At 61.7% G+C, this 22,532-nt stretch carries 23 protein-coding genes and 2 tRNA genes; 9 read left to right on the forward strand and 16 right to left on the reverse strand.

Going from position 1 to position 22,532, the window contains the following annotated elements; translation table 11 throughout:
* Positions 1 to 35: 35 nt before the first annotated feature.
* Positions 36 to 971 carry a GTPase Era gene (era, locus tag FZZ90_RS09820; protein WP_226425589.1) on the reverse strand — a complete coding sequence of 312 codons (936 nt, stop codon included), beginning with the start codon at positions 969 to 971 and terminating at the stop codon, positions 36 to 38.
* A gap of 17 nt (positions 972 to 988) precedes the next feature.
* Entirely contained in the window at positions 989 to 1,840 is an 852-nt protein-coding gene (gene budA / locus FZZ90_RS09825) for an acetolactate decarboxylase (protein ID WP_226425590.1), read from the reverse strand.
* A gap of 50 nt (positions 1,841 to 1,890) precedes the next feature.
* Here budA and FZZ90_RS09830 point away from each other — a divergent pair, with 50 nt between their 5' ends.
* Entirely contained in the window at positions 1,891 to 2,412 is a 522-nt protein-coding gene (locus tag FZZ90_RS09830) for a hypothetical protein (protein ID WP_226425591.1), read from the forward strand.
* Positions 2,413 to 2,470: 58 nt separating this feature from the next.
* Here FZZ90_RS09830 and FZZ90_RS09835 read toward each other — a convergent pair whose 3' ends face one another.
* The 5 genes from FZZ90_RS09835 to FZZ90_RS09855 form a co-directional block, all read right to left on the reverse strand.
* Complete coding sequence (locus FZZ90_RS09835; protein ID WP_226425593.1) at positions 2,471 to 3,202, reverse strand: Bax inhibitor-1 family protein; 732 nt, start codon at positions 3,200 to 3,202, stop codon at positions 2,471 to 2,473.
* Between the two features lie 68 nt (positions 3,203 to 3,270).
* Complete coding sequence (locus FZZ90_RS09840) at positions 3,271 to 4,266, reverse strand: PhoH family protein (RefSeq protein WP_226425594.1); 996 nt, start codon at positions 4,264 to 4,266, stop codon at positions 3,271 to 3,273.
* Between the two features lie 8 nt (positions 4,267 to 4,274).
* On the reverse strand, positions 4,275 to 4,676 hold the full coding sequence (rpsP, locus tag FZZ90_RS09845; protein WP_226425595.1) for a 30S ribosomal protein S16: 402 nt from the start codon (positions 4,674 to 4,676) through the stop codon (positions 4,275 to 4,277).
* A 78-nt stretch (positions 4,677 to 4,754) separates the two neighbouring features.
* Positions 4,755 to 6,260, reverse strand: a complete 1,506-nt coding sequence (gene ffh, locus FZZ90_RS09850; protein WP_226425597.1) for a signal recognition particle protein — start codon at positions 6,258 to 6,260, stop codon at positions 4,755 to 4,757.
* A gap of 68 nt (positions 6,261 to 6,328) precedes the next feature.
* The gene (locus tag FZZ90_RS09855; protein ID WP_226425599.1) at positions 6,329 to 8,290 is read right to left on the reverse strand and encodes an IMS domain-containing protein; all 1,962 of its coding nucleotides are present in this window, start codon (positions 8,288 to 8,290) and stop codon (positions 6,329 to 6,331) included.
* Positions 8,291 to 8,391: 101 nt separating this feature from the next.
* Here FZZ90_RS09855 and pdhA point away from each other — a divergent pair, with 101 nt between their 5' ends.
* The gene (gene pdhA / locus FZZ90_RS09860; protein WP_226425601.1) at positions 8,392 to 9,477 is read left to right on the forward strand and encodes a pyruvate dehydrogenase (acetyl-transferring) E1 component subunit alpha; all 1,086 of its coding nucleotides are present in this window, start codon (positions 8,392 to 8,394) and stop codon (positions 9,475 to 9,477) included.
* Positions 9,478 to 9,522: 45 nt separating this feature from the next.
* Here pdhA and FZZ90_RS09865 read toward each other — a convergent pair whose 3' ends face one another.
* Positions 9,523 to 10,461, reverse strand: a complete 939-nt coding sequence (locus FZZ90_RS09865; RefSeq protein WP_226425605.1) for an RpoD/SigA family RNA polymerase sigma factor — start codon at positions 10,459 to 10,461, stop codon at positions 9,523 to 9,525.
* A gap of 179 nt (positions 10,462 to 10,640) precedes the next feature.
* The gene (locus FZZ90_RS09870; protein ID WP_226425606.1) at positions 10,641 to 12,164 is read right to left on the reverse strand and encodes an NAD(P)H-hydrate dehydratase; all 1,524 of its coding nucleotides are present in this window, start codon (positions 12,162 to 12,164) and stop codon (positions 10,641 to 10,643) included.
* Positions 12,165 to 12,215: 51 nt separating this feature from the next.
* On the opposite strand from FZZ90_RS09870, the gene mnmA reads away from it, so the two are divergent.
* A complete protein-coding gene (gene mnmA, locus FZZ90_RS09875) occupies positions 12,216 to 13,367 on the forward strand; it encodes a tRNA 2-thiouridine(34) synthase MnmA (protein ID WP_226425607.1) in 1,152 nt (383 codons plus the stop codon).
* Here mnmA and FZZ90_RS09880 read toward each other — a convergent pair.
* Positions 13,319 to 14,734, reverse strand: a complete 1,416-nt coding sequence (locus tag FZZ90_RS09880) for an apolipoprotein N-acyltransferase (RefSeq protein WP_226425608.1) — start codon at positions 14,732 to 14,734, stop codon at positions 13,319 to 13,321. The two genes, mnmA and FZZ90_RS09880, sit on opposite strands and share 49 nt — an antisense overlap.
* A 53-nt stretch (positions 14,735 to 14,787) precedes the next feature.
* Here FZZ90_RS09880 and FZZ90_RS09885 point away from each other — a divergent pair, with 53 nt between their 5' ends.
* The 4 genes from FZZ90_RS09885 (at position 14,788) to sodX (ending at position 16,667) form a co-directional block, all read left to right on the forward strand.
* Positions 14,788 to 15,117: a phasin family protein gene (locus tag FZZ90_RS09885; RefSeq protein WP_226401159.1), complete on the forward strand. Its 330-nt coding sequence runs from the start codon at positions 14,788 to 14,790 to the stop codon at positions 15,115 to 15,117.
* Between the two features lie 51 nt (positions 15,118 to 15,168).
* Positions 15,169 to 15,768, forward strand: a complete 600-nt coding sequence (locus FZZ90_RS09890) for an FKBP-type peptidyl-prolyl cis-trans isomerase (protein ID WP_226425609.1) — start codon at positions 15,169 to 15,171, stop codon at positions 15,766 to 15,768.
* 42 nt (positions 15,769 to 15,810) lie between these two features.
* On the forward strand, positions 15,811 to 16,284 hold the full coding sequence (sodN, locus tag FZZ90_RS09895) for a superoxide dismutase, Ni (protein WP_114988428.1): 474 nt from the start codon (positions 15,811 to 15,813) through the stop codon (positions 16,282 to 16,284).
* 80 nt (positions 16,285 to 16,364) lie between these two features.
* The gene (gene sodX, locus FZZ90_RS09900; protein WP_226425698.1) at positions 16,365 to 16,667 is read left to right on the forward strand and encodes a nickel-type superoxide dismutase maturation protease; all 303 of its coding nucleotides are present in this window, start codon (positions 16,365 to 16,367) and stop codon (positions 16,665 to 16,667) included.
* Here sodX and FZZ90_RS09905 read toward each other — a convergent pair.
* From FZZ90_RS09905 to FZZ90_RS09930, 6 genes are all read right to left on the reverse strand, one after another.
* Positions 16,650 to 17,318, reverse strand: a complete 669-nt coding sequence (locus FZZ90_RS09905) for a hydantoin utilization protein A (protein ID WP_226425610.1) — start codon at positions 17,316 to 17,318, stop codon at positions 16,650 to 16,652. The genes sodX and FZZ90_RS09905 overlap by 18 nt on opposite strands.
* Positions 17,319 to 17,371: 53 nt before the next feature.
* Entirely contained in the window at positions 17,372 to 18,259 is an 888-nt protein-coding gene (trpC, locus tag FZZ90_RS09910; RefSeq protein ID WP_226425611.1) for an indole-3-glycerol phosphate synthase TrpC, read from the reverse strand.
* Between the two features lie 39 nt (positions 18,260 to 18,298).
* Positions 18,299 to 19,741 (reverse strand): dihydrolipoyl dehydrogenase, encoded by a 1,443-nt coding sequence (gene lpdA, locus FZZ90_RS09915; protein WP_226425616.1) that lies wholly within the window; start codon positions 19,739 to 19,741, stop codon positions 18,299 to 18,301.
* Positions 19,738 to 20,535: an RNA methyltransferase gene (locus FZZ90_RS09920; protein WP_226425617.1), complete on the reverse strand. Its 798-nt coding sequence runs from the start codon at positions 20,533 to 20,535 to the stop codon at positions 19,738 to 19,740. Before FZZ90_RS09920 ends, lpdA begins: the two co-directional genes overlap by 4 nt.
* A gap of 62 nt (positions 20,536 to 20,597) precedes the next feature.
* The gene (locus FZZ90_RS09925) at positions 20,598 to 20,846 is read right to left on the reverse strand and encodes a hypothetical protein (protein ID WP_226425619.1); all 249 of its coding nucleotides are present in this window, start codon (positions 20,844 to 20,846) and stop codon (positions 20,598 to 20,600) included.
* Positions 20,847 to 20,878: 32 nt separating this feature from the next.
* Positions 20,879 to 20,962 (reverse strand) — tRNA-Leu (locus tag FZZ90_RS09930).
* A gap of 149 nt (positions 20,963 to 21,111) precedes the next feature.
* Here FZZ90_RS09930 and murA point away from each other — a divergent pair.
* Positions 21,112 to 22,413: a UDP-N-acetylglucosamine 1-carboxyvinyltransferase gene (murA, locus tag FZZ90_RS09935; protein WP_226425620.1), complete on the forward strand. Its 1,302-nt coding sequence runs from the start codon at positions 21,112 to 21,114 to the stop codon at positions 22,411 to 22,413.
* 33 nt (positions 22,414 to 22,446) lie between these two features.
* A tRNA-Leu gene (locus FZZ90_RS09940) sits at positions 22,447 to 22,529 on the forward strand.
* Positions 22,530 to 22,532 lie beyond the last annotated feature (3 nt).

Genomic DNA, 22,532 nt, shown 5'->3' on the forward strand with positions numbered 1-22,532 from the left:
CGCGACATTACGCGCTGATGCTGTTAAGCGCGCGGTTATTGATTGCCCGTGTAACCCAGCTCCGCCAAGCGGGCCGGTTTGCTGCGCCAATCGGGCACCACCTTGACGAACAGCTCTAAATACACCGGGCCATCGATCAGCACCTGCATCTGCAGCCGGGCCCCCTGGCCGATCGTCTTGAGCATCGCCCCACCTTTGCCGATCAGGATTCCCTTCTGACTCTTGCGTTCCACCAGCACCGTGGCCAGAACGGCTGTTCGCCCAGCCCCTTTGCCCTTTGCCGGCAACTCCTCAACGCGATCAATGGTGACAGCAACGCTGTGGGGCACCTCCTCCCGCGTGTGCAGAAGAACCTGCTCGCGGATCAGTTCACCCAGCAGCACCCGCTCTGGTTGATCACTCACCATCTCGGGCGGATAAAGCTGTGGCCCCAAGGGCAACTGAGCCGCCATCGCTGCTGTGAGCTCTTCGCAGCCATCGCCTGAAAGGGCGCTGCAGCGGTGCACCGGCCAATTCGTCTCATGCAGCAGGGCGGCATAGGCCTCTTCCGCCTCGGAGCGATGCTCCTCCGCCAGTTTGTCCCACTTGTTCAGGGCCACCAGCACCGGCAGGGACTGCTGCTGCAGCAGATTCACGATGAAGGCATCACCCCGCCCCGGGCGCTCGCACCCCTCCAGAAGCAACACCACCAGGTCCACTTCACCGATGGCGCTGCGCGCACTCTTCACCAAGCGTTCCCCAAGCAAGTGGTGGGGTTTGTGGATGCCAGGGGTGTCCACCAGCACCATCTGTGCCACCTCCGTGGTGAGGATTGCCCGCAGGCGATTGCGGGTGGTTTGGGCCACAGGGGATGTGATCGCCACCTTCTCCCCAACCAGCTGATTCACCAGCGTGGATTTACCCACGTTCGGTCGACCAATCAGTGCGATGAAGCCAGAGCGGTAGTCCTCTGGCAGAGGAGTTGGTTGCATACGCCAAGTCTGCGCCGTCAACGGCCTCCTCGCGTTTCTGCCTCTTCCAAAGCGGCAGATGGATCACCCGAAAGATCCGCCATCAAAAATTCCTTGGTTTCAGGCAGCGCCAACCGAAGATTTGATTGGAAATCAAACTCCACCTCCAACGCGGTGGCTTTCAAATCGAGCAGATGGCCACCATGGCGCTGATCGTCTGAAAGGAAATGAAGGTGATAGCCGGGAATATTGAGGCTGCTTGCATGGGTTGGACTCCAAAAACCAACCAACGTTCCCCGTATGGCGTGATGGGTGAACGTGGTTTGAGCGCGCGTTGCATCCAGCAGGCTGGCCCCTTGTTCAACGCGCGAAACGGAGCGCACCATCACCTCTTCAAATTCGCCCGTAACGCGAATCGCCACAAACAAATTCGCACTGGGGCGATAGGGGTCGAGCAGCTGAGCAAACTGCCCCAGATCCGAAATCGGGCCGAGACGCATCTGGCGTTCGCAGGCGAAATGGGTGGCAATCCAAAAGGGAATCCCTTCGTCCATTGGAGCCTGGATGAGCGTGCCGTCGGCACCGGCTTGCCAACACACACCGTTCAAGAGGATTCCCTCCCCATCAAGCTGCTCAAACGTGCCAATGCCGAAATCACCGTGGTCTGCAAGATCTTTCACCTGCAGCGCCTCACCAAACACCCCTTTTACGACCGCACTTGAGGTGGATAGCTGCCACAGGGTGTGGTGCTCCAGATCGAGATAATCGCCAAGAGCCTTCCGGATCACAGCACTCGCACTCTCTCCTGATCGCTCACAGTGCTGCTGAAGCTCTTTCCAATGTCCTGCTGGAAGACGCAGATGAAGATCATGGAAAGAAGCGCTGGACATTGGAACGGCCACACCTGCCCATAGCCTGGCCACAGTGTTTCCACGCTGCCATGGCCAATCAGCAGCCCACCTTCCAGCAGGCCATGGAGATCACAGCGGCCTGGCTGCAGCAGTGGGATAACGAGGAGATCAGCGATGAGGTGCTGGCCGACCGGATCGGTGAAATGGTGGCCAGCCGCGATGGTGCCCGGGGATTTTTTGTGGTGAGCCTGGCGGGCGAGAGCGTACTGATGGATCGGTTGCCCGATGCCGTCGTCGGCCAACTGCGCGGCGCCGGTGCTGGAGTTGTGGATCTGAGCGTCCGCAATCTGGCCATGAGCACCGCCATGGCCGTTCATCACAGGCGCACGGGAGATGAAGTGCAGCAGGCAGGCTCGGAGCGGGTCAGCAACCGCTGCATTGAACTACTCAGGCTGCTGGAACCAGCAGAGGTGAAAGAGCGTCTGGAGCAACTGCTGGCCGCCGCCCTCGACAACCGCGGTGAAGACGTCTCCTTCCTGGAGAAGTGGGGGTACGACGCCGAGCAGAAACAAGCGATCGGGAACAGCGTCTATGCCGTGGCCGAAGGTTGAGCCATAAAAAAACCCCGGACAAGCCGGGGCGAAGGCGGATTCGATTGCGTTGAAATCGTCAGTCGCGACGACCACCACCGTTGAGCACGATGATCAAGCGCAGGATGAAGATGAACAGGTTGATGTAGGTGAGGTACATGCTCAAGGCACCTGCCAGGTATTGGTCATCCCGGTAAGAGCGAGGCATCGTGTAGAAGTCGACGAAGGCGGCGCCTACGAAGAGCACAGTGCCGAAGCCGGCGATCATCAGTTCAAAGCTGGTGCCATGGAAGATGGCTGGGGCAAAAATGCCGCCAACAAACTGGACGACCATGGCCAGGATCAGGCCAATCAAGCCGAGACCAACCACGCCGGAGAGCGCCTGACCGACGGAATCACTCATGCGACGACCAACGATCGACGCAATCACGAAGGTGATGCCGGTGGCCAGGGCAGCTGTGCCGACCGCACCGATACCGGCGACAGCTCCAGCGAACGCCACGAGACCGCTCAGGGTGAATCCGGTGATCAGGCTGTAGATCGACAACAGCGGCAAGGCTGTGGCGTTGTTCCCCTTCATCGCGACGTTCTGCGCGACGAAGAAGAGAACCAGGTTGCCGATCACGGCCACCCAGAACAGGGGCATGAACAACGGGGTGGCCATCATCGAAAGACCACCGATCACCCCGATCGAGGTGAGCACCATGCCGCCGCCGACGTAGGGCAGCGCTTTATTGACAACGTTGGGCCCGACAAGGGCGCTCGATTGCGCCTGACGGATCGCCTCCTGGAAATTGCTGCTTGCTGGCATGTTGACCAGGTCACCAAAGACTCCCCACATCCTGCCAGCGGTGGCAAGGGATTGGAGTGTGGATCTCCCTATCGACGCTGAGGCTTGGCTGTCTTGCGTTCGTCCCGTCGGGCATAGGCCTCGACTACCCGCTGTACCAGGGGGTGACGCACCACATCCGCCGAGGTGAGGCGACAGACAGCCACCCCTTCCACACCATCCAAAACATCGGAGGCCTCCACCAAACCGCTCTGCACAGTGGCGGGAAGATCCACCTGGGTGATGTCTCCCGTCACCACCATCCGAGAACGCTCTCCGAGGCGGGTCAGCACCATGCGCATCTGGGCAGGCGTTGTGTTCTGAGCTTCATCCAGGATCACAAAGGCATCGCTGAGGGTGCGGCCCCGCATGTAGGCCAGCGGAGCAACCTCAATCACCCCCTTTTCCAACAGCACGCTGGTTTTCTCCGCACCGAGCAGGGAATGCAAGGCGTCGTAGAGCGGACGCAGATAGGGATCCACCTTCTGCTGAAGGTCGCCCGGCAGAAACCCCAGGCGCTCCCCAGCTTCAACAGCCGGCCGGGTGAGAATCAAGCGCTCCACCTTGCGTTCGGTGAGCATCCGAACCGCGAGAACGGTGGCAAGAAAAGTTTTGCCGGTGCCGGCAGGGCCGAGGGCAAAGGTGAGGTCGTGGCGCTCCATGGCATCCACGTATTTCTTTTGGCGCAGCGTGCGCGGGCGCAGCAGGTTGCCCTTCTGGCTCTTCGCCAACACCTGCTCACCCATGGCGGCGTGGTCATCGCCGCGGCCGGTGTTGAGAGCCCCCAGGGCCGATTGAAGGTCTACCGGTGACACCGACTGGCCGTCCTGCCAGATCGGGCGCACCAATTCCACAACCGCAGCAGCCCTCTCAATCTGCGTTGGCCGCCCGGTGATCACCAGTTGAAGACCCCGCAGCACCATGGAGGCTCCGGTCAGAGCTTCAAGGCGATGCAGGGTTGTTTCTGCTTCACCAGCCAGGGCCAGTGCAGCATCAGGATCAGGCAGGTCGAGAACGAAACGGCCGCGTTCGCCGTCGTCAGACACCGGAATGATCAGCCCTCGGTCGATTCGGATTCTGCGGAATCGGAAGCTTCAGCAGCCTTCTCCTCAGCTGCTGCAGCCTTGGCCTCAGCAGCCTCCTTGGCGGCTTGCTTGGCATCAGCTTCACGCTTGGCCGCTTGCTTGACCTTGCCGACGGTCTCAGCAGGACGCACGGTCTTTTCCAGAAGACCGCCGCGCTCGAGCAGCGTGCGCACGACATCGGTGGGTTGAGCACCCTGACCCAGACGCTCACGGATGGCCTCGGTGTCGAGACGCGTTTCCTTCGTCCGCGGGTTGTAGAAGCCCAGCTCCTGAAGGGGACGACCGTCCCGACGTGAGGTGCTGTTGCAGGCCACGAGGCGGAAGCTCGCTTCCCGCTTCTTGCCAAACCGCTTCAGGCGGAGCTTGATCATCGTGGCCCTGGAATGAAGGAAAGAGGTGGTCCGGCGACGCCTAAACGCCCGCCAAACAACCACCATACCGTTCCACCCTCACAGGTCCCCGAAGCCCTTCTTCTTCTTGGCGGGTCGCTGCCGCTTCGGCGGTCCACCGCGACCGGGGCGACCACCGCCCCCGGGCATGCCTCCCATACCAGGCATTCCACCCATGCCCGGCATTCCACCCATTCCGGGCATACCTGGCATGCCGCCCATCCCGGGCATGCCTCCCATCCCGGGCATGCCTCCCATCCCGGGCATGTTGCCCTGGCTCATCTGCTGCATGAAGCCGCGCATTTTCTGGAAGTCGGCCAACACCTTGTCCACATCTGCAGCCTGATGACCGCTGCCGCTGGCGATTCGGCGACGCCTTGAGGGTTGACTCGCCAGGAGGTCGGGGTTTTCCCGCTCCTGCTGTGTCATCGAGCCGATCATGGCCTCGATGCGCTTGAGCTGCTGCTCCCCCTGCTTGAGCATGCCGTCATCGATCTTGTTCATGCCCGGGATCATTTTCATCAGGCCCCCAAGCGAGCCCATGCGCTTGATCAAGCGCATCTGCTTCACAAAGTCCGAAAAATCAAACGTCGCCTCCTGCAGCTTCTTCTGCATCTTTTCGACGTCGGCGAGTTCGACCTCCTTCTGGGCCTTCTCCACCAGCGTCAGCACATCACCCATACCGAGGATGCGGCTGGCCATCCGTTCGGGATGGAACGGCTGTAGGGCCTCCACCTTCTCGCCGGTGCCGATGAACTTGATCGGCTGACCGCTCACCTTGCGGATCGAGAGGGCGGCACCGCCGCGGGAATCACCATCGAGTTTGGTGAGCACCGCTCCGGTGATCCCCACCTGGTCGTGGAAGGCACGGGTGAGTTCGGCCGCTTCCTGGCCGATCATCGAATCCACCACCAGCAGCACCTCATCGGGCTGCACAGCGGTGCGGATCCGCACCATCTCCTCCATCATCTCGGTGTCGATCTGGAGGCGACCGGCGGTGTCGACCAGGAGCGTGTCGAACCCTTCCTCTTTCGCCTTGGCCAGACCAGCGGCCGCAATGTCTTCCGGCTTGGCCTCGGCACCGAGGCTGAACACCTCCACATCGATCTGAGCACCGAGCGTTTTCAACTGCTCGATGGCAGCTGGTCGGTAGACGTCGGCACCCACCATCAGGGCTCGACGCCCCTGATCCTTGAGGTGGAGGCCCAGCTTGGCCGTCGCGGTGGTTTTACCGGCACCCTGAAGGCCGGCCATCAACACGACGGTGGGAGCGTCAGCAGCCTTCACCAGAGGAGCGTTATCGCCCCCCATGACCTCCACCAGCTGTTCATGGACCACCTGAATGAACTTCTGATCCGGGCTGACGCCGCGCACCACCTCGGCACCTACGGCTTTGTCGCGGACCTCAGCCACGAACTCCTTCACCACCGGCAGGCTGACGTCGGCTTCAAGCAAGGCCCGACGGACGTCCTTCAGGGCTCCATCGACGTTGGTTTCGCTGATGCTGTCTTGGCCACGCAGCCCCTTGACCGCATCCTCAAAACGGGCTGAAAGCTCGTCGAACATCGGCGTTACGCCCCTGGATCAATGGAGTGATCGTAAAAAGCGACGGTCAAGCCACTCAATCGAGCAACTCAGGAGCCCGGGATGTAGTCGTGCAAAAGCCATTGGGTTCCATCTCTGCCAAGCACGTAGGTCACGATGAAATCAGTCGGTGCTGTCTCTTCAATGACGGTTCCGTCGGCAGCCTGAAGGCGATCGCTGTAGGCCACCTGGGCCAGCAGTTCAATCCTCTGAGGCTTGCGGTCGACCACCTCAATGGTGGTGATGGCTGCGTCAATCGACTTGGATCGCCCTGCAGCCTGATCAGCGGCCCGCTCCAGCTCGACGCGCTTCACCAGGGGCTCCCTCGCCACGACGGAAAGATCAGCTTGCTGACCAGACAGCGTCAACGCCTTGGCATCAAGCCATCCCTGGAGCAAGGCCTGAAGCTCGGCTTCCGTCGGGGCATCACTGACCAGTGGCTCAGACGGTGCTGAAGGCTCAAGACCGGCCTTCAGGCTCGCGACTGGCTCGTCATCCACGGGGGATGAAACAGCGTCGAGCTCCAGCCTCTCTTCAACCTGCTTCTCCTCAGCGGGTCTTGAAGCGGTTTCCGGCAAGAGCGGAGCAGGGTTCCAGTTGCGTCGAAGCAAGACGGAACCTGCAACGGTGATCCCGACCAGTGCAAGAACTGCAGCAGCGGGGCGAACCCAGCGTTGCTGCCAGAGCGGCGTGGCATCCGCGTCTTCGGAGTCAACCTCCTGGTCCGATTCAGCCGGTTCGCTCGACGCACCAAGAGCTGCATCCCCTGCAGATGCCCAGGCCAGGGTCATCTCTTCAGCGCCGATCTGGCGCGACGCCTTGCGATCGAGACGATCGACAAAGCCCTGCACGTCACGATCAGCGAACCAGGCATCCAAATCAGCGCCCGAGGCATCAACGTCGCGATATCCCGGCAAGACATCGCGTTCAAGCCAGGCTCGGCAGTATTCGCATTGCGCGGCTAGCCGATCACCGGGGTGGTTCAAGAACCAGGCCTGCAGATCCGGATCCCGCAAAACGGCGAAATGCCGATCCGCATCCTTGACGTTGCCCAACAGCAGATCCAGACACCCAAGCAGCGGCATGGGATCAAGGTCGGCATTGGCAAGCGTCTGCATCCGGTCGCGCGCCTGCTCGAGGAACTCGGGCTTGCGCCGCGAGAAGCCCGCGGCGGTGAGGGCCAGAACCGTGAGGAAACCGGCATCGGCGGCGCCCCCCTCAAACCAGCGGCTGAACAGATCGATCTGCTCCTGAACGGTCAAGAAGCGACGGATCTGATGAAAGAACGATTCGAAATCGTCCTGGCAAAGGCTGCCGGGCTGATCCACATCAGCATCGGCGGCCTCCAGACCACCACGGGCCACGACCAGCTCATCCAACAGCGTTAAACCCCGTTGATGGGAGTCCTGATCACCAAGATCACGGCTGAGCAGATCCAGAATCCTGAAGGGAGTGAGCCCCTGCAGGGTGTCTTCCAGCTGGCGCTGCTGGTCGGGCAGCTTGCCCATCCGCTGTTGCAGCTGAATGCCGTCAATCAAAAGCTGGGCCGCCGACTCGTAGCGCCGTTGGTCTTGTTCCTCCAGGGCAGCATCGCGGCAGGCCAGGGCGGCCAGGAGCGTCAGATCCGCTTCACGGCCGCTTCCGAGGGCAGGGGCCTGAGGGGGTTGGAGACCCTGCCGCGCCAACTGAAAGGCCTCGAGAGCTCCATGGGCCTCCCAGAGCAGAATCAGGCCCGCCACCTCACTGCTGGTGGGGAGGTCCAACCCCACCGTGCCGTTGGGATGGGATTCACTGAGCCGCAACAGAGCTGCTTCGTATTCAGCCCTGTCGGAGGGGTCGGTCAGCAGATCGGCGGAGCGACGCAGCAGGTCGGCCCGTTGGAGCAGAGCCTCGTGGGTAAAGCCCTGATCCGGTGGACTGTCACAGCGGGTTTCCAAGCGACGCAGAATCGCTTCAGGCGCTGCCGATGGACTGACGCCCAGAAGTCGGAAATGATCGATGGGCAGATCCAACAGCGGCGCTGCGAGGAGACGCGGATCTTAGTCAGTGTCTGGGGTTTTGCCCATCGCTCATCCGTTGGCCCTTAAAGTTGAGCGCAATCCCTTAGGTGGACATGGGTCAGGACCTCGCTGTCGATTCCGCTCCGATTGGCACTGCGACTGCTGGTCCCCATGCCGAACGGCTCTCCAAACTGGTCACGTCACAACGGGCCACCGTGGACCGGGACACCGGTTTGGACCTCTACCGGGACATGACCCTGGGCCGGCGCTTTGAGGACAAATGCGCCGAGATGTACTACCGGGGCAAGATGTTTGGCTTCGTGCACCTCTACAACGGTCAGGAAGCAGTCAGCACCGGTGTGATCGGTGCGATGAAGCGGCAGCACGACTGGTTCTGCAGCACCTATCGCGACCACGTGCATGCCTTGAGTGCCGGCGTGCCTGCCCGCGAAGTCATGAGCGAACTCTTCGGCAAGGAGACCGGTTGCAGCAAGGGTCGCGGCGGTTCGATGCACCTGTTCTCCAAGGAGCATCACCTCCTGGGGGGCTTTGCCTTCATCGCCGAAGGCATTCCCGTGGCACTCGGATCTGCCTTCACCAGCCGCTACAAGCGTGACGCCCTCGGTGATGCCTCCAGCAACGCCGTGACAGCAGCGTTCTTCGGCGATGGGACCTGCAACAACGGTCAGTTCTTCGAGTGCATGAACATGGCGCAGCTGTGGAAGCTGCCAATCATTTTCGTGGTCGAAAACAACAAGTGGGCCATCGGCATGGCCCACGACCGGGCCACCAGTGACCCGGAGATCTGGCGCAAGGCCAGTTCCTTCGGCATGGCCGGAGAGGAAGTGGACGGCATGGACGTTCTTGCGGTGCGGGCAGCGGCTCAACGCGCAGTCGAACGAGCCAGAGCGGGTGAAGGGCCGACCTTGCTGGAGTGCCTGACCTATCGCTTCCGCGGTCATTCCCTGGCCGACCCTGACGAACTGCGGGCGGAGGAAGAAAAGCAGTTCTGGGCCAAGCGTGATCCCCTCAAAGCCCTCGAGCGGGACCTGACCGAAGCGGGTCTGGTGAGCAGCGACGAGCTGCGCGCGATCGAGAAGGAAATCGACAGCATCGTTCAGGACTGCGTTGACTTCGCCCTCTCCGCACCCGAACCAGACCCCTCAGAACTCACCCGCTACATCTGGGCGGAAGACTGATTCAGCTGAATTGGATCTGTTGGAGCCATCGTCACCCGAGGCGGCTCAGATGCCGCTCGGGAGACGACGGGTGAGGTTGCGTAGCTTCCGCAACGCTTTGAGTTCAACCTGACGCACCCGCTCTCGGGATACCTCCATCAGGCGTCCGATTTCAGCCAGCGTGTGGCGCTCATTGCCCTCAAGCCCGAAGCGCATGCGCAGGACATGCTGCTCCTGTTCGCTCAGGTGGCTCAGCCAGCGGCCCAGCTGTTCGTGATGAATCCGCTGCTCAACGATCTCGAGCGGTTCATCAAGGGATGAATCAGCAATCAGATCCCCGAGGAAGCTGCGCCCCTCCTCACCATTGACGGGAGCATCCAGGCTGCTGGTGGTGAGGGCCTGACGCAGCAGCGAATCCAGTTCATCCAAAGGAATATCCATGGCTTCGGCGATCTCCACACGGCTGGGCATGGCGCCCAGCTTGTGGGCCAGATCAAGACTGACCTTGCGGATCGTGGTGAGCCGCTCACTGAGATGGACAGGAAGTCGGATCGTGCGCGACTGGCAGGCAATGGCGCGGGTCATGCTCTGGCGGATCCACCAGAAGGCATAGGTGGAGAACTTGTACCCCCGGGTGGGATCGAATTTCTCTACAGCACGCTCAAGTCCGAGGGAGCCCTCCTGAATCAGGTCGAGCAATTCCAGACCTTTGCCTTGATATTTCTTGGCAACGCTGACAACAAGACGAAGGTTGGCCTTCATCATCCGCTCTTTGGCGCGGCGACCGATTCTCAGAAGCCGGCGCTGTGGCGTGGTGAGTTCTCCATCCTCGAACTCACGGGAACCGTCTTCGGTGAGGGCCATCATGGCCTGCACCTGATTGCCCAGTTCGATTTCTTCAGCTGGGGTCAGCAGTGGAATTCTGCCGATGGTGGCGAGATACCAACTGACGGGGTCGCTGCTGCGCCGACGTTGCGTCTCCAGCGGCTTGGAAGCTGTGGACACCTTGGGTGCTGCGGAAGTGAAATGACTTTCCTACGAACAGAAAGAATGTCGATGTGTTTTCAGCAACCCTTCAGATTCAGAACAGCAAACCGCAACATTTCAGATTTGCGAAAGATTTAAAAACCAAGGAAAGCTCTTTTGGGACCTACAAGCCGAGACGATGAAAAAGACGCATTTGTTCAGACTTCGTTGAACATCGTTGTTTGCTTTTTCTGACACCGCGCTGTATTGATTTTCAAACAATCCGCAACCGTTGAAGCATCACTTGAGCGAGCACGAGCTGCCGCCAAACCATGCAAAGCCGCAGCGGCAGTAAAGCTTTCCAGCCCAGGCTGCTGCTGAGCCGCAACAGCCTGGGCGCCCCAACCGGTGGCAAAACCGGCCAGCAGGTCACCCAGGCCGGTGCGGGCCACACGAGGGGTCGTACCTGTCAGGACCACCGCCATACCCGATGGATCCGCCAGCACGGAATGCGCTCCCTTCAGCAAAATGCAGCAACGGCTGCAGCGTGCTGCGGCGATCGCCTTCTCCAGCGCATCAGCCGCACCACAATCAGGGAACAAACGCGCGAACTCAGCAGCGTGGGGTGTCAGCCAGGTTGGACCCTGACGCTGCAGCAGCCAGCGCCACCCCTCCGGACTGGACGCCAGGGCATTGATCCCATCTGCATCGAGCACCAGCAAACCAGCGACAGTGCGCAGTTGCTCCGACCACTGGTTCCACCACCGAGAAGGGTTGCCAAGCCCGGGACCGACCAACACCGCATCCAGCCGGTCTGGAATCACCCCCTCCTCCAGTTGCATCACCTCCGGCAACACCTGCCACAAGCTGGATTGAAGACAGGGCGGCACAACAGCCTGAACGCAGCCGCAGCCACTGGCCATGGCCCCCCGAAGCGCGAGATGAGCCGCGCCGGGGTAGTGATCACTGCCCGCCACCACCAGGCAGCGGCCCCGTTCGTACTTCATCGCTGTGGGCGGCAGCGCTGGTAACGGGGCCGTACAGGCCTCTCCCACCGGCAGGCGGCGCGGCAAGACCGCAGCGGCGTTGCCTACCAACGCAGGCGGCAACCCCAGATCGATCCGCACCAACGCACCAACCCAGGGACGGGCCGGGTCCAGACACAACCCGCGCTTCAACCAGCCAACGCTGAGGGTGACCGCGGCACAGGCCGCCTGCTCGCCCAACACAGTTCCATGGTCAGAACAGAGGCCCGACGGCACATCCAGGCTGATCAACGCCCCAGGTCGCAGCTGCTGCCGACGCCGAAACAGATCCGCCAACGACTCAGGCATCGACCGGCTCTGGCCGAGCCCGAAGACCGCATCCACCCACAATGCTGCTCCACCTGGATCGGGCTCTTCAGACAAGCGACGCAGACCAAGCCACTCCCCGTGGCGCAGATGTTCAGCGGTTAGGGGCTTGCGAATCGGCAGGGGACACCACAACGACACCTCAATGCCAGCCAGGTTCAACTCCCGGGCCACCACCAGACCATCGCCACCGTTGTGACCCGGTCCCACCAGGACCACAACGCCACGGTGCAGCAGATCCCGGCGCGCAAGCAGCCAAGCCGCCATGGCCAGCCCCACCTTCTCCATCAAGGCAGCGACGGGCATTCCGCTGTCAAACAACCTCTGTTCCGCGGCGCCCATGGACGCGGCATCCACCAGTAAGTGATCGGAATCAGCGGGAGGCCACACCAGTTACAGGTTGCCGGGACCTCACTATGGAGAGAACTCCCTGCGCCGCCCATGGCCATCGGATCCACCACAACCCGCGCTGGAGAGGCTGCTCTTGAGCGCCTCCGGCAATGGCCTGGGGACCATCGCGTGGCCGTTGGTCTCTCTGGAGGCGTTGACAGTTCCCTCACTGCTGCGCTGCTGGTGGAGGCGGGCTGGCAGGTGGAAGGCCTGACGCTCTGGCTGATGAGCGGGAAAGGGGCCTGTTGCGCCGAGGGGCTGGTGGATGCGGCCGGCATCTGTGAACAGCTGGGCATTCCCCACCATGTGGTGGACACGCGGGAGACGTTCCAACAGGAGATCGTTCAACGGCTGGTGGATGGCTATCGCGATGGGATCACGCCATTGCCCTGCTCCCAGTGCAATCGATCGGTGAAATTTGGACCGATGCTCGATTGGGCTCTACAGGAGCGCAAGCTGCCCCGCATCGCCACCGGCCACTACGCCCGAATCCGCCATGGCGGCGATCAAGGGCGACATCAGCTTTTGCGGGGCCTCGATACCCGCAAGGACCAGAGCTATTTCCTCTATGACCTGCCCCAAGAGGTCTTGGGGCGCATCGTTTTCCCCTTGGGGGAACTGACCAAACCCGACACGCGGCTCGAAGCCGCTCGACACGGTCTGCGCACCGCAGAAAAACCAGAGAGCCAGGATCTTTGCCTGGCAGACCACCACGGATCAATGCGGGCGTTCCTGGATGCCTATCTGCCACCGCGGCAGGGGGAAATCGTGCTGGCGGACGGGACCGTTGTGGGCGAGCACGATGGCATCGAACACTTCACCATCGGTCAACGCAAAGGTCTCGGGGTGGCCTGGCGCGAGCCCCTTCACGTCATCCGCCTTGACGCTGCGATGAATCGAGTGGTCGTCGCACCCCGGGCCGAAGCCGGGCGAGACGGCTGCGTGGTGGGCGCGGTGAACTGGGTCTCGATTGACCCGATCGAGGCGCCGCAAACCGTTGAGGTGCAGGTGCGCTATCGGAGTTCGCCGGTGCTTGCGCAGCTTTCACCCCTCCCAGCAACCGAGGCAGATCAGCAGCGAGAGCGGCCCCACCGCTGCCGTCTCAGCTTTGAAGAGGAGCAGTTCTCGATCACGCCAGGGCAGGCGGCTGTCTTCTACGACGGTGAAACTGTTCTGGGTGGGGGACTAATCCAACGCGAATAGGGCGTGACGCGCTGGCGCACCTGAACGACGGCCTCGGCGACGCCCCGAGCCTCAGGCGGAAGCAGCCACTGCACCGACCCATTGGCCGAAATCAGCGCCGTGGGGCCCGTGTTGCCAACGCTGAGCAGATCCCGTCCTGTCTCGATCGCCCGTAACTGCGCCAGAGCCAGAAACTGCTTTTGCAGCTGCAGCGGATAGGGGTCGAGATTGGCAATGGCAAGGAGCCAGGTCGCACCATCGGCAGCAGCGCGCGCCAGAGCCAGACCATCGGCGATCTCGTAGCAGATCGCCACAGCCGCTGGGGGTTCAACCACCGCCATCGTTCTCGAGGCCGGACCGGGAGACAATCCACCCACCGCAGACAGACCCGCCGTCAGCCCGGCAGGAAGGGGCGGGATCCATTCCCCGATCGGAACCAAACGGTGCTTATCAGCCAAGGGAACAGGAGAACGGGCCGGCGGCTCGTACAGCAACAAAGAACTGCGTTGCTGACCCCGCACCCAACGAAATCCGCCACTGATCAAGGGAATGGCTGGAGCATCGGCCGGCAGCTGAAAACGCGCCGGCAGCGCTCCTTCCGGAGCCACCACAGCAGCTGGATTGTTGGGCTCCAGCTGACGCATCGCATCCACCAGAGCTTCTGGAAGCGCCTGTTGACGCTCCAGATCTAATTTTTCTCGTGTGGGAACGGCGGGTTGCCAGACCCCCAGAGCAACGGAGCCGACCGGCGGCGGCGGCGCCAACAACAGCCAGCTCCCTAAGCCATGGGCCAGAAGCACACTGGCCAATCCGAGCAAGCCCCAACGACGCCAGGCAGCTGGTTGCTCGAACAGGGCCAGCAGGCAACAGCCCCAGCACAACTGCAGCAACGTCAGCCCTCCGGAGCCGAACCAGCGGGCCAACCCCGCCAAGGGGCGGTCCCAGGGCAGGGTGGTGCCGCCGACGCCGATCCAAAACAGCGGCGACCCTGACAGCACCAGTTCAGCCAGGGCCCAAAGCCCGGCCAACAGCATCAGCCGCACAAGACGCGGCCAGCGGCGAGGCAGCCGCCGCGCCAGCACAGACCATCCAGCCAAGAGAAGAGCGGCAAGGCTCCCGCAGGCCAGCCAGAGGCCCAGCGCCACCGGCAGGCTGAGCCAGGCGGGAACACCCATCCAGGTGAGTGGATGCAGGGCTAGCAACCAACGGTGGCTGACCAAAACAGCCAGCAGTCCCCAGCCAGCCGACCAGCGTGGACGCTCAGCCACAGACCAGAGCAGCGCCAGGGCGGGGACCATCAGCAATGGCCCGCCAAGAGATGGAGCCATGCCTGCCAAGACGCCGCCCAGCAGCGCCCGCGATCCGGCCTGCAGTTGGTGATTGCCCATGGTCAGCAGTCCCGGCCGAAGGCATCCTGGATCGGACCCGCCCACCTGTCGCCATGGATGCCGCGAATCCTCTTCAGCAACTGCTGCTCCGCGGCCTGGGGACAACCACCCTCGTTGCGGACCGTCTGCGCGGCGTTACCCAGAACTGGGTGAGCAGTGGACGGCTGGATCCGAATGAAGCGTCCGCTCTGGTGGACGACGTGCTGAAAGCCCTCCGCGGTGAAACCCCCGAACTGGAACAGCAAATGGGGCGCAACCTGGAACGCAACCGCGACAACCTGCTCCAGGACTTTGGCGTTCCCAGCCAGAAGGAAGTTGATGAGCTGCGGGGCCGGATTGATCGCCTCGAGCAACAGCTGCGGCAGATGAACCGGCCTGAATGAACGCCGACGCCGCTGACCGGAGGTCAGAATCGACGCAATAGAAGCCTTTCCGTGCGCGACATCATCATCAGCACAACGGTCTGCGTGGCCTGCCTGCTCCTGGCCCTGGTGAGCCAGATCGTTGCCCCCTCCACCGTTTCCGCAGCCCCGGCGCAGCCGGCTGCAATTCGCACCGAGGCTTCGAAACCACAAAAAGCGTTGAGCTTCGAACTCGACCCTGACGACCCCAACCCAACTCTTTTCGCCATGGCCAACGATTCCGCTCCCGCCGACGCCTCAGCCCTCGGCGGCCCCCTCGATGCCCCTGACACCACCATCACCGCCAGTGGTCTGAAAATCATCGAGTTGGAGTTGGGCAACGGCGAAGAGGCCACTCCCGGCCAAACGGTTGTGGTGCACTACCGCGGCACCCTGGAAGACGGACTGCAGTTCGATGCCAGCTACGACCGGGGAACCCCCTTCAGCTTCCCCCTCGGCGCTGGCCGGGTGATCAAGGGTTGGGATGAAGGCGTTGCCGGAATGAAAGTGGGCGGCAAGCGCAAGCTGGTGATCCCCTCCGACCTGGCCTACGGAGCCCGGGGCGCCGGTGGCGTGATTCCCCCCAACGCAACCTTGATCTTCGAGGTGGAACTGCTCGACGTGAAGAAGTGAGCGGAAGCTAGGCTCATCCAAAGCCAATTCCGCTCTAAACCGATGCTGCGCTCGGCCCTTTCCGCCCTTGCATGTGCCCTTCCTGCTCCCGTGGCAGAAGCCCATTGCGACGGTCCTTGTGGCGTGTACGACCCGGCTTCCGCTCGTGTGGCAGCCGAAGCCGTGCTGTCGATGACCAAAAAGCTGAAGGCGATGGAAGCTCCCGCCGCTGGTGACGCGGCTGCTCTGGCTGCTTACAACAACACCTTCGGTCGCTACGTCGCCATCAAGGAAGAGGAAGCACAGAAGACCAAGAAAGAGCTGTTGATCCTCTGGACCGACTATTTCAAGCCCGATCACCTGGCCACCTTCCCTGACCTGCACGACACCTTCTGGAAAGCAGCCAAGCTCTGCAGCGCCTGCAAGGTGAACATCGATCAGGCCAAGGCAGAAGAACTGATGGCTGCCGTTGAAAAAATCCACGGCATGTTCTGGCAGTCCAAGGGCCGTTCCGACGCCTGGGTCACCGCATCCTGAGTTCGAACAGAACCAATCCCCCCATCGCAGCAGCAGGTCTTCGCGACCTGCTGCTGCTTTTTTGTGGGCGACTGCTTCTGCTGCGGATCGAAGGACGATCGATGCAACCCACCCTTGAACCTGGAGACCGGGTTCTGGTCAGACGGCTGGGACGGAAGCTCTCTCCCAGCCTGGGATCCGTGGTCGTGACCTGGCATCCACAGCGAAGCAAGCTCCGCCTGATCAAGCGTCTGAAGAGCGTTGAGGAAACGGGGCTTTGGTTGCTGGGAGACAACCCCACCGAAAGCACCGACAGCCGCCAACTCGGAGCGGTGCCAACAAACCTGTTGATCGGCGAAGTGGTAGGCCGGCTCCCGCGCGGGGAATCAGAACAGGGCCGGTGAGGTCTTCTGCAGCCAGATGGCCCCGGTGATGATCGAGAGAGCGCCCGTACCGCCCACGATGAAGGGCATCAGCCGGGCACCACTACGGAGGGTGAGGAACGACACCACCGACACCACGGCCACCATGGCGCCGATGGATCCAAGCAGGTAAGCAACCAGATAGCCCACAGCGGCGTGGGGCGGCAGAGCCAAAGCAGGAATCACCGCGAGCAGGTGGCTGGCCCCCGCCAGGCCATGCAGGAGACCCAGACCGGAGGAGGCATGGACGTGGCGACGGTGATTGCTGGCACCGTGCACATGCAGGTGAAGATGACGATGCTCGGCGGCACCGTCGTGGCGGTGCTCATGGGTGTGCAGTTCCAGCCCGAAGGCCGTGCGCACGGCCAGGGCACCCACCACCAAAAGGGCCACGCCCACGAGGAATTCCGCCCAGGACGACATGGCCTCCACATGGGCCAGGTCTTTCAGACCAATGGCGATCAACGCCAAAACCACAACTCCTGTGGAGTGACCGGCACCCCAAGCCAAGGCGTGACGACAGGCAGCCCATGGCTTGTTCAGAGAGAAGGGCGCCATCGCCACCAAGTGATCAGCACCACCGACCACATGAACGGCCCCGGCTACAACACCGGTCAAAAGGCTAATCAGCACAAAGAACCGCCTGAATGTCGCAATTCTGCATCAGCAGTGAAATAGCAATGGCCTTAGACGGCCTGGATCAACTGCACCAGACCAGCTTCAACATCCGGCTGCCGCATCAGGGCTTCTCCCACCAGCACAGCCCCCGCACCGGCGGCTTGCACCCGATCGAGATCGGCCCGGCTGAACAGGCCCGATTCACTCACAAGCAGCGCCCCCAGTTGCTTCAACCGGTCGTTGAAATCGATCATCAGACGCTCGGTCGTGGCCAGATCCGTCTCGAAGCTGGCGAGATCACGGTTGTTGATCCCGATCAAGGGGAAGCCGCCAATGCTGAGCACACGGTCCATCTCGGTGGCGTCGTGGACCTCCACCAACACCGTGAGGCCCAGTGCCGCCGCAGCCTTGTTGAGATAACGAAGATCCTGGTCCGACAGGATGGCAGCGATCAGCAGCACCGCATCAGCGCCGGCCGCCCGGGCCTGAAACAGCTGATAAGGACTCAGCACAAACTCCTTGCAGAGCAGAGGCAGGTCGACGGCCTGACGCACTTCCACCAGGACATCAAAACCGCCCTGGAAAAACGTCTTGTCGGTAAGCACCGAGAGGCAGCTTGCACCGCCAGCGGCGTAGGCCTTGGCAATCGCCGCCGCGTCGAAATCCTCGCGGATCACCCCTTTGCTGGGGCTCGCTTTTTTCACTTCAGCAATCACCGCTGGTTTCGTTGCGGCCGCCTGAAGTGCCCCCAGGAAATCCTTTGTGGGGGGAAGCTTGGCAATCTGCTGCTTCAGGTTGTCGAGGGGAACCTTGTCGCGAGCAATATCGATCTCACGGTCTTTTGCCCAGACAATTTTCTCGAGAATGTGACGCGGTTCTTCGTCGTCATGGGGCACCGCATATTCGAGATGGGCCACCCGCACCTTGGGGTTGGGGGGACGACGGCGGATCTCCATGGAACAGGGAAAAAGCTGGAACGAAAAAGCTGGGCGTGATCAGGCTGCCACCTGGGCGGCAGCCTGCTTGTAAGCGACCTCCACCACCTCGCTGAGGGTCGGGTGGGTGTGCACTTCGGTGGCGAGCTGACGCACGCTCTGACGACGGGCAACGGCATTGGCCACCTCCTGGATCAGGTCGGCGGCGTGAAGTCCGTAAATGTGGGCCCCCAGCACTTCACCACTGGTTTTGTTGAACAGCAGCTTCATCAGACCGTCGCTGTCCAGCTCTGCCAAAGCTTTGGAATTGGCCTTGAAGTAGCTGCGAACGGAACCGAGCTGGAAGCCATCCTTCTCTGCCAAAGCTTTGGCATCCGCCTCGGTCAGGCCAACAGAGCTGATCTCGGGATGGGTGAAGGTAGCTGCCGGAATGCTGCGGTAATCGATCTCGCGCGCATGACCAAGGATGTTGTCCACGGCAACGGTGCCCTGGGCCGCTGCCGTGTGGGCCAGCATCAGCTTGCCTGTCACATCTCCGACGGCCCAGAGATGGGGAACAGGCTGGTCGTTAACCAAGACCCGCATCGCGTCGTCGATCGGGACGAAGCCGCGGTTCGTCTCCACATTCAGCGACTCCAAGTTGAGATCCTTGCTGCTGGGAACACGCCCTGTCGCCACCAGAACGGCATCAACCTCAAGGGTCTCCACCAGTTCACGGCTGTTGAAATCAGCCAGCTCGATCTGCACCGGACAGCCCGGTGTGACCTTGCGGGCCAGCAGACCGGAACGCGCATCGATATCGCGACCATCAATCAGATGACGCCCAGCGATCTTCGCGATGTCGGGATCAAAGGTGGGCATCACCTTGTCCATGGCCTCGATCATCGTCACTTCGCAACCGAGGGCGGTGTACACATCAGCGAATTCAAGGCCGATGTAACCGCTGCCGATGATGGCGATCCAGCGGGGCAGCCATTCCAGGTTGATGGCCTCATCACTGGTGAACACCGTGCGGCCATCGGTTTCGATGCCTGGCGGCACAAAAGGATCAGACCCCGTGGCGATGATCACGTCCTTGGCGGTCAGCACCCTGTCCACCCCGCTGGGCTCCCGCAGCCCCACCTTCTGGCTCCCCTCCAGACGGCCGTGCCCCCGAAGGATCGTCACCCCGGCCCTTTCCAGGGTTTTGGTGAGGTTGGTGCGGATGGTCTGAACGAGCTGATTGGCGTGATCAGCGATTTTCTGCCGTTCGAACCGCACAGGAGCAGCGTGAATTCCGAAGCTCGACAGGTGCTTGTCGTCCGCGAGTTCCCGCACTTTTCCGCTGGCGGCCAGCAGCGCCTTGGAGGGAACACAGCCCCGGTTCACACAGGTGCCACCCATGTCGCGAGATTCAACGATCGCCGTCTTCAGGCCGTGCTCGGCGGCATGTTTGGCAGCGTCGAAGCCGCCGTAGCCGGCTCCAATAACGATGACGTCGAAGTCGAAGCTGGCGTCGCTCACCCGAACTGCTGCGATGTGGCGGTCATTGTCGCCCTTCGCCGCTCCAGAAGGAGAGGAACAGCGGCAGACGCCACATTCAGGGATTCCACCCGTGCGCTGTGGGGGAGCGTGACGGCATGGGTACAGCAGGCCTGCAGATCCGGATGCAGACCTGCTCCCTCGGTTCCCAGCACCAGCGCCGTCGGCAGCGTCCAGTCGAGATCCCAGTAAGGCGAGGGAGGATCAGCCTTGTTCGAATCGGGCACCAGGGTGGCCACCACCTGCACACCCAAGGCCACCAGTTGCGTCAGTTCCTGCTGAAGCTGTGAAATCGCAACCGCTTCGCTCGGGCCAAAGCGTTGATGCGGCAGTTGAAGCAGAGCACCGGCAGAGGCCCGCAACACCTTCGTGCCGAGGGGATCAACGCCAGCCCCCATCCAGACCGCGTTGATGTCAGCAGCCAGGGCCGTGCGCAGCAAAGTGCCCAGATTCCCTGGATCCTGAATCCGATCCAGAACCAGGAGGAAGTCCAGCTCTGGAGGGACGGTGGGCAGTCGATCCAGGGGGCTCAGGCAGGCAACACCATCGGGTGTGACCGTTGTGAGAGCAGCCCGCAACACCTCATCAGTGACGATCCACCATCGAGCTTGTGGACAACGTTCAGCCAGGGCCGGATGACATTGCAACCAGGCTTCAGTCGCGATGATTTCCTCGGGTGCGTTGCCCTGCCTGAGAACTTCCTGCAACAGGTGGGTGCCCTCGAGAAGCAACAGCCCCTCGGCCTGTCGCCCCGCACGGGTGGCCAGAGTTCGCAACCGTTTGACAAGGGGATTGCGTCGGCTGCTGATCAGGGGAGAGAAGGAGTCCAGAGAATGACTCAGAACGCTGCGTGTTTGCGCACGTTGAGGCCTTTGTGAACGCTCAGATTTTCGCCATCGAGATCGAGGCCGTTGATGGCTGCGATTTCACCTTTAATTCCTTCCGCCGCAAGATTCTCAATCAACTTTTTGATCACCTGATCCTCAACGGTTGTGTGATCGATGGAGTCAGGAGTGAGGAGCTCAAGGAACTTGCCAACCTTGGAAGCAACCACTTCCGATGCATTGGAGATCTTGAGAACGATCATGATTGTCGGGCGTTGCTATCCGACAAAGTTAGTGCGGATGGGGAGACTTGAACTCCCACGATGTTGCCACCACTAGTACCTGAAACTAGCGCGTCTACCAATTCCGCCACATCCGCTGGCGTGTCGTGTTCGACCGAAAGAACATAGGGCATCACCGATTCGTGACTGCCCCAGCCCCGTAACAAACTGTCCAGTTTGAACGCCGGCCGTCTAGACGGTCTCAAAGAACGTTGCCAAGATCCCGATATAGGGGATCAGCTCATCGATGAAGGCCGTTGCAGAAGTGTCTCAAGAGGGTCTCAAGCAACGCCTCAATGTCAGCGGCGGCCAGGCATTGAAGGGAACGCTTCACGTCAGCGGTGCCAAAAACTCTGCTCTGGTGCTGATGACAGCCAGCCTCCTCAGCGAGGAGACCATTGAGCTGACCAATATTCCCTCCCTCACAGACATCGATGGCATGAGCGCCATCCTTGAATCTCTGGGGGTTCAGGTGAACCGAAGGGCGGACCGCATTCGCCTCACCGCCGCCAAGCTCAGCGGCTCTGCTCCTCCCTACGAACTGGTCAACAGCCTTCGCGCCAGTTTCTTCAGCATTGGCCCCCTGCTTGGACGCTTGGGACACGCACGGGTCCCCCTGCCTGGGGGTTGCCGCATCGGGGCACGTCCCGTCGTCGAGCACATCCGCGGCCTGAAAGCCCTTGGTGCCGTCGTCCACGTTGAGCACGGGATTGTCACGGCGTCAGTCCCGGGCATCAAAAAACGCCTGACAGGGGCTCAGATCGTGCTCGACTGCCCCAGCGTTGGCGCCACCGAAACCCTACTGATGGCAGCGGTTCTAGCCGATGGGGTCTCCACCATTGAAAATGCTGCTCAGGAACCTGAAGTGCAGGACCTGGCCAACCTGCTCAACAGCATGGGAGCCCAGGTCAGCGGCGCTGGCGGCCCGGTGATCACCGTTAAGGGAGTGGAGCGGCTCCATGGTTGCAACAACTATCCGGTGATCCCGGATCGCATCGAAGCCGGAACTTTCCTGATGGCGGCGGCAATCACGCGCTCACCACTCGTGGTGGAGCCCGTCATTCCCGAGCACCTCAGCGCGGTAATCCAAAAACTTCGGGATTGCGGCTGCTCCATCGACATCAAGGGGAGGGCCGTGACGATCACCCCGGGAGAGATCACGGCCGTGGACATCACCACCCAGCCGTTTCCTGGGTTTCCAACCGATCTTCAGGCACCGTTCATGGCCCTGATGTGCACCGCGAAGGGCACCAGTGTGATCAGCGAAAAGATCTACGAAAACCGGCTGCAGCATGTGGCCGAACTGCAACGCATGGGGGCATCCATTCGTCTCAAGGGCAGCACAGCCATTGTTGAAGGCGTGGCTCAGCTGAGCGCGGCTCCCGTCACCGGCACCGACCTCCGTGCAGCGGCTGCCATGGTTCTGGCTGGTCTCTCCGCCAAAGGAATCACCGAAGTGGCTGGTCTGAAGCACCTTGATCGGGGTTACGACGACCTCGAAGCCAAGCTCAGCGCTGCCGGCGCTGAGGTGAAGCGCAACATCCACTGAAGCGGGGCCCTTCAATCAATACAATTCCCGTGCGGGAGCCTGGCGGAATTGGTAGACGCAGCTGACTCAAAATCAGCCGGCCACTGGTCTTGGGGGTTCAAGTCCCCCGGCTCCCATCC

The sequence above is a fragment of the Synechococcus sp. MU1617 genome (assembly GCF_020514235.1).
Taxonomy (GTDB): Bacteria; Cyanobacteriota; Cyanobacteriia; order PCC-6307; family Cyanobiaceae; genus Parasynechococcus.

Coding starts and splice junctions, on each gene's coding strand:
- pdhA (WP_226425601.1), top strand. CDS start 8,392: ATGGGTCAGGACCTCGCTGTCGATTCCGCTCCGATTGGCACTGCGACT.
- FZZ90_RS09835 (WP_226425593.1), bottom strand. CDS start 3,202: ATGCCAGCAAGCAGCAATTTCCAGGAGGCGATCCGTCAGGCGCAATCG.
- murA (WP_226425620.1), top strand. CDS start 21,112: ATGAAGGCCGTTGCAGAAGTGTCTCAAGAGGGTCTCAAGCAACGCCTC.
- mnmA (WP_226425607.1), top strand. CDS start 12,216: ATGGCCATCGGATCCACCACAACCCGCGCTGGAGAGGCTGCTCTTGAG.
- FZZ90_RS09885 (WP_226401159.1), top strand. CDS start 14,788: ATGGATGCCGCGAATCCTCTTCAGCAACTGCTGCTCCGCGGCCTGGGG.
- FZZ90_RS09880 (WP_226425608.1), bottom strand. CDS start 14,734: ATGGGCAATCACCAACTGCAGGCCGGATCGCGGGCGCTGCTGGGCGGC.
- FZZ90_RS09925 (WP_226425619.1), bottom strand. CDS start 20,846: ATGATCGTTCTCAAGATCTCCAATGCATCGGAAGTGGTTGCTTCCAAG.
- era (WP_226425589.1), bottom strand. CDS start 971: ATGCAACCAACTCCTCTGCCAGAGGACTACCGCTCTGGCTTCATCGCA.
- sodN (WP_114988428.1), top strand. CDS start 15,811: ATGCTGCGCTCGGCCCTTTCCGCCCTTGCATGTGCCCTTCCTGCTCCC.
- FZZ90_RS09830 (WP_226425591.1), top strand. CDS start 1,891: ATGGCCAATCAGCAGCCCACCTTCCAGCAGGCCATGGAGATCACAGCG.
- trpC (WP_226425611.1), bottom strand. CDS start 18,259: ATGGAGATCCGCCGTCGTCCCCCCAACCCCAAGGTGCGGGTGGCCCAT.
- rpsP (WP_226425595.1), bottom strand. CDS start 4,676: ATGATCAAGCTCCGCCTGAAGCGGTTTGGCAAGAAGCGGGAAGCGAGC.
- budA (WP_226425590.1), bottom strand. CDS start 1,840: ATGTCCAGCGCTTCTTTCCATGATCTTCATCTGCGTCTTCCAGCAGGA.
- ffh (WP_226425597.1), bottom strand. CDS start 6,260: ATGTTCGACGAGCTTTCAGCCCGTTTTGAGGATGCGGTCAAGGGGCTG.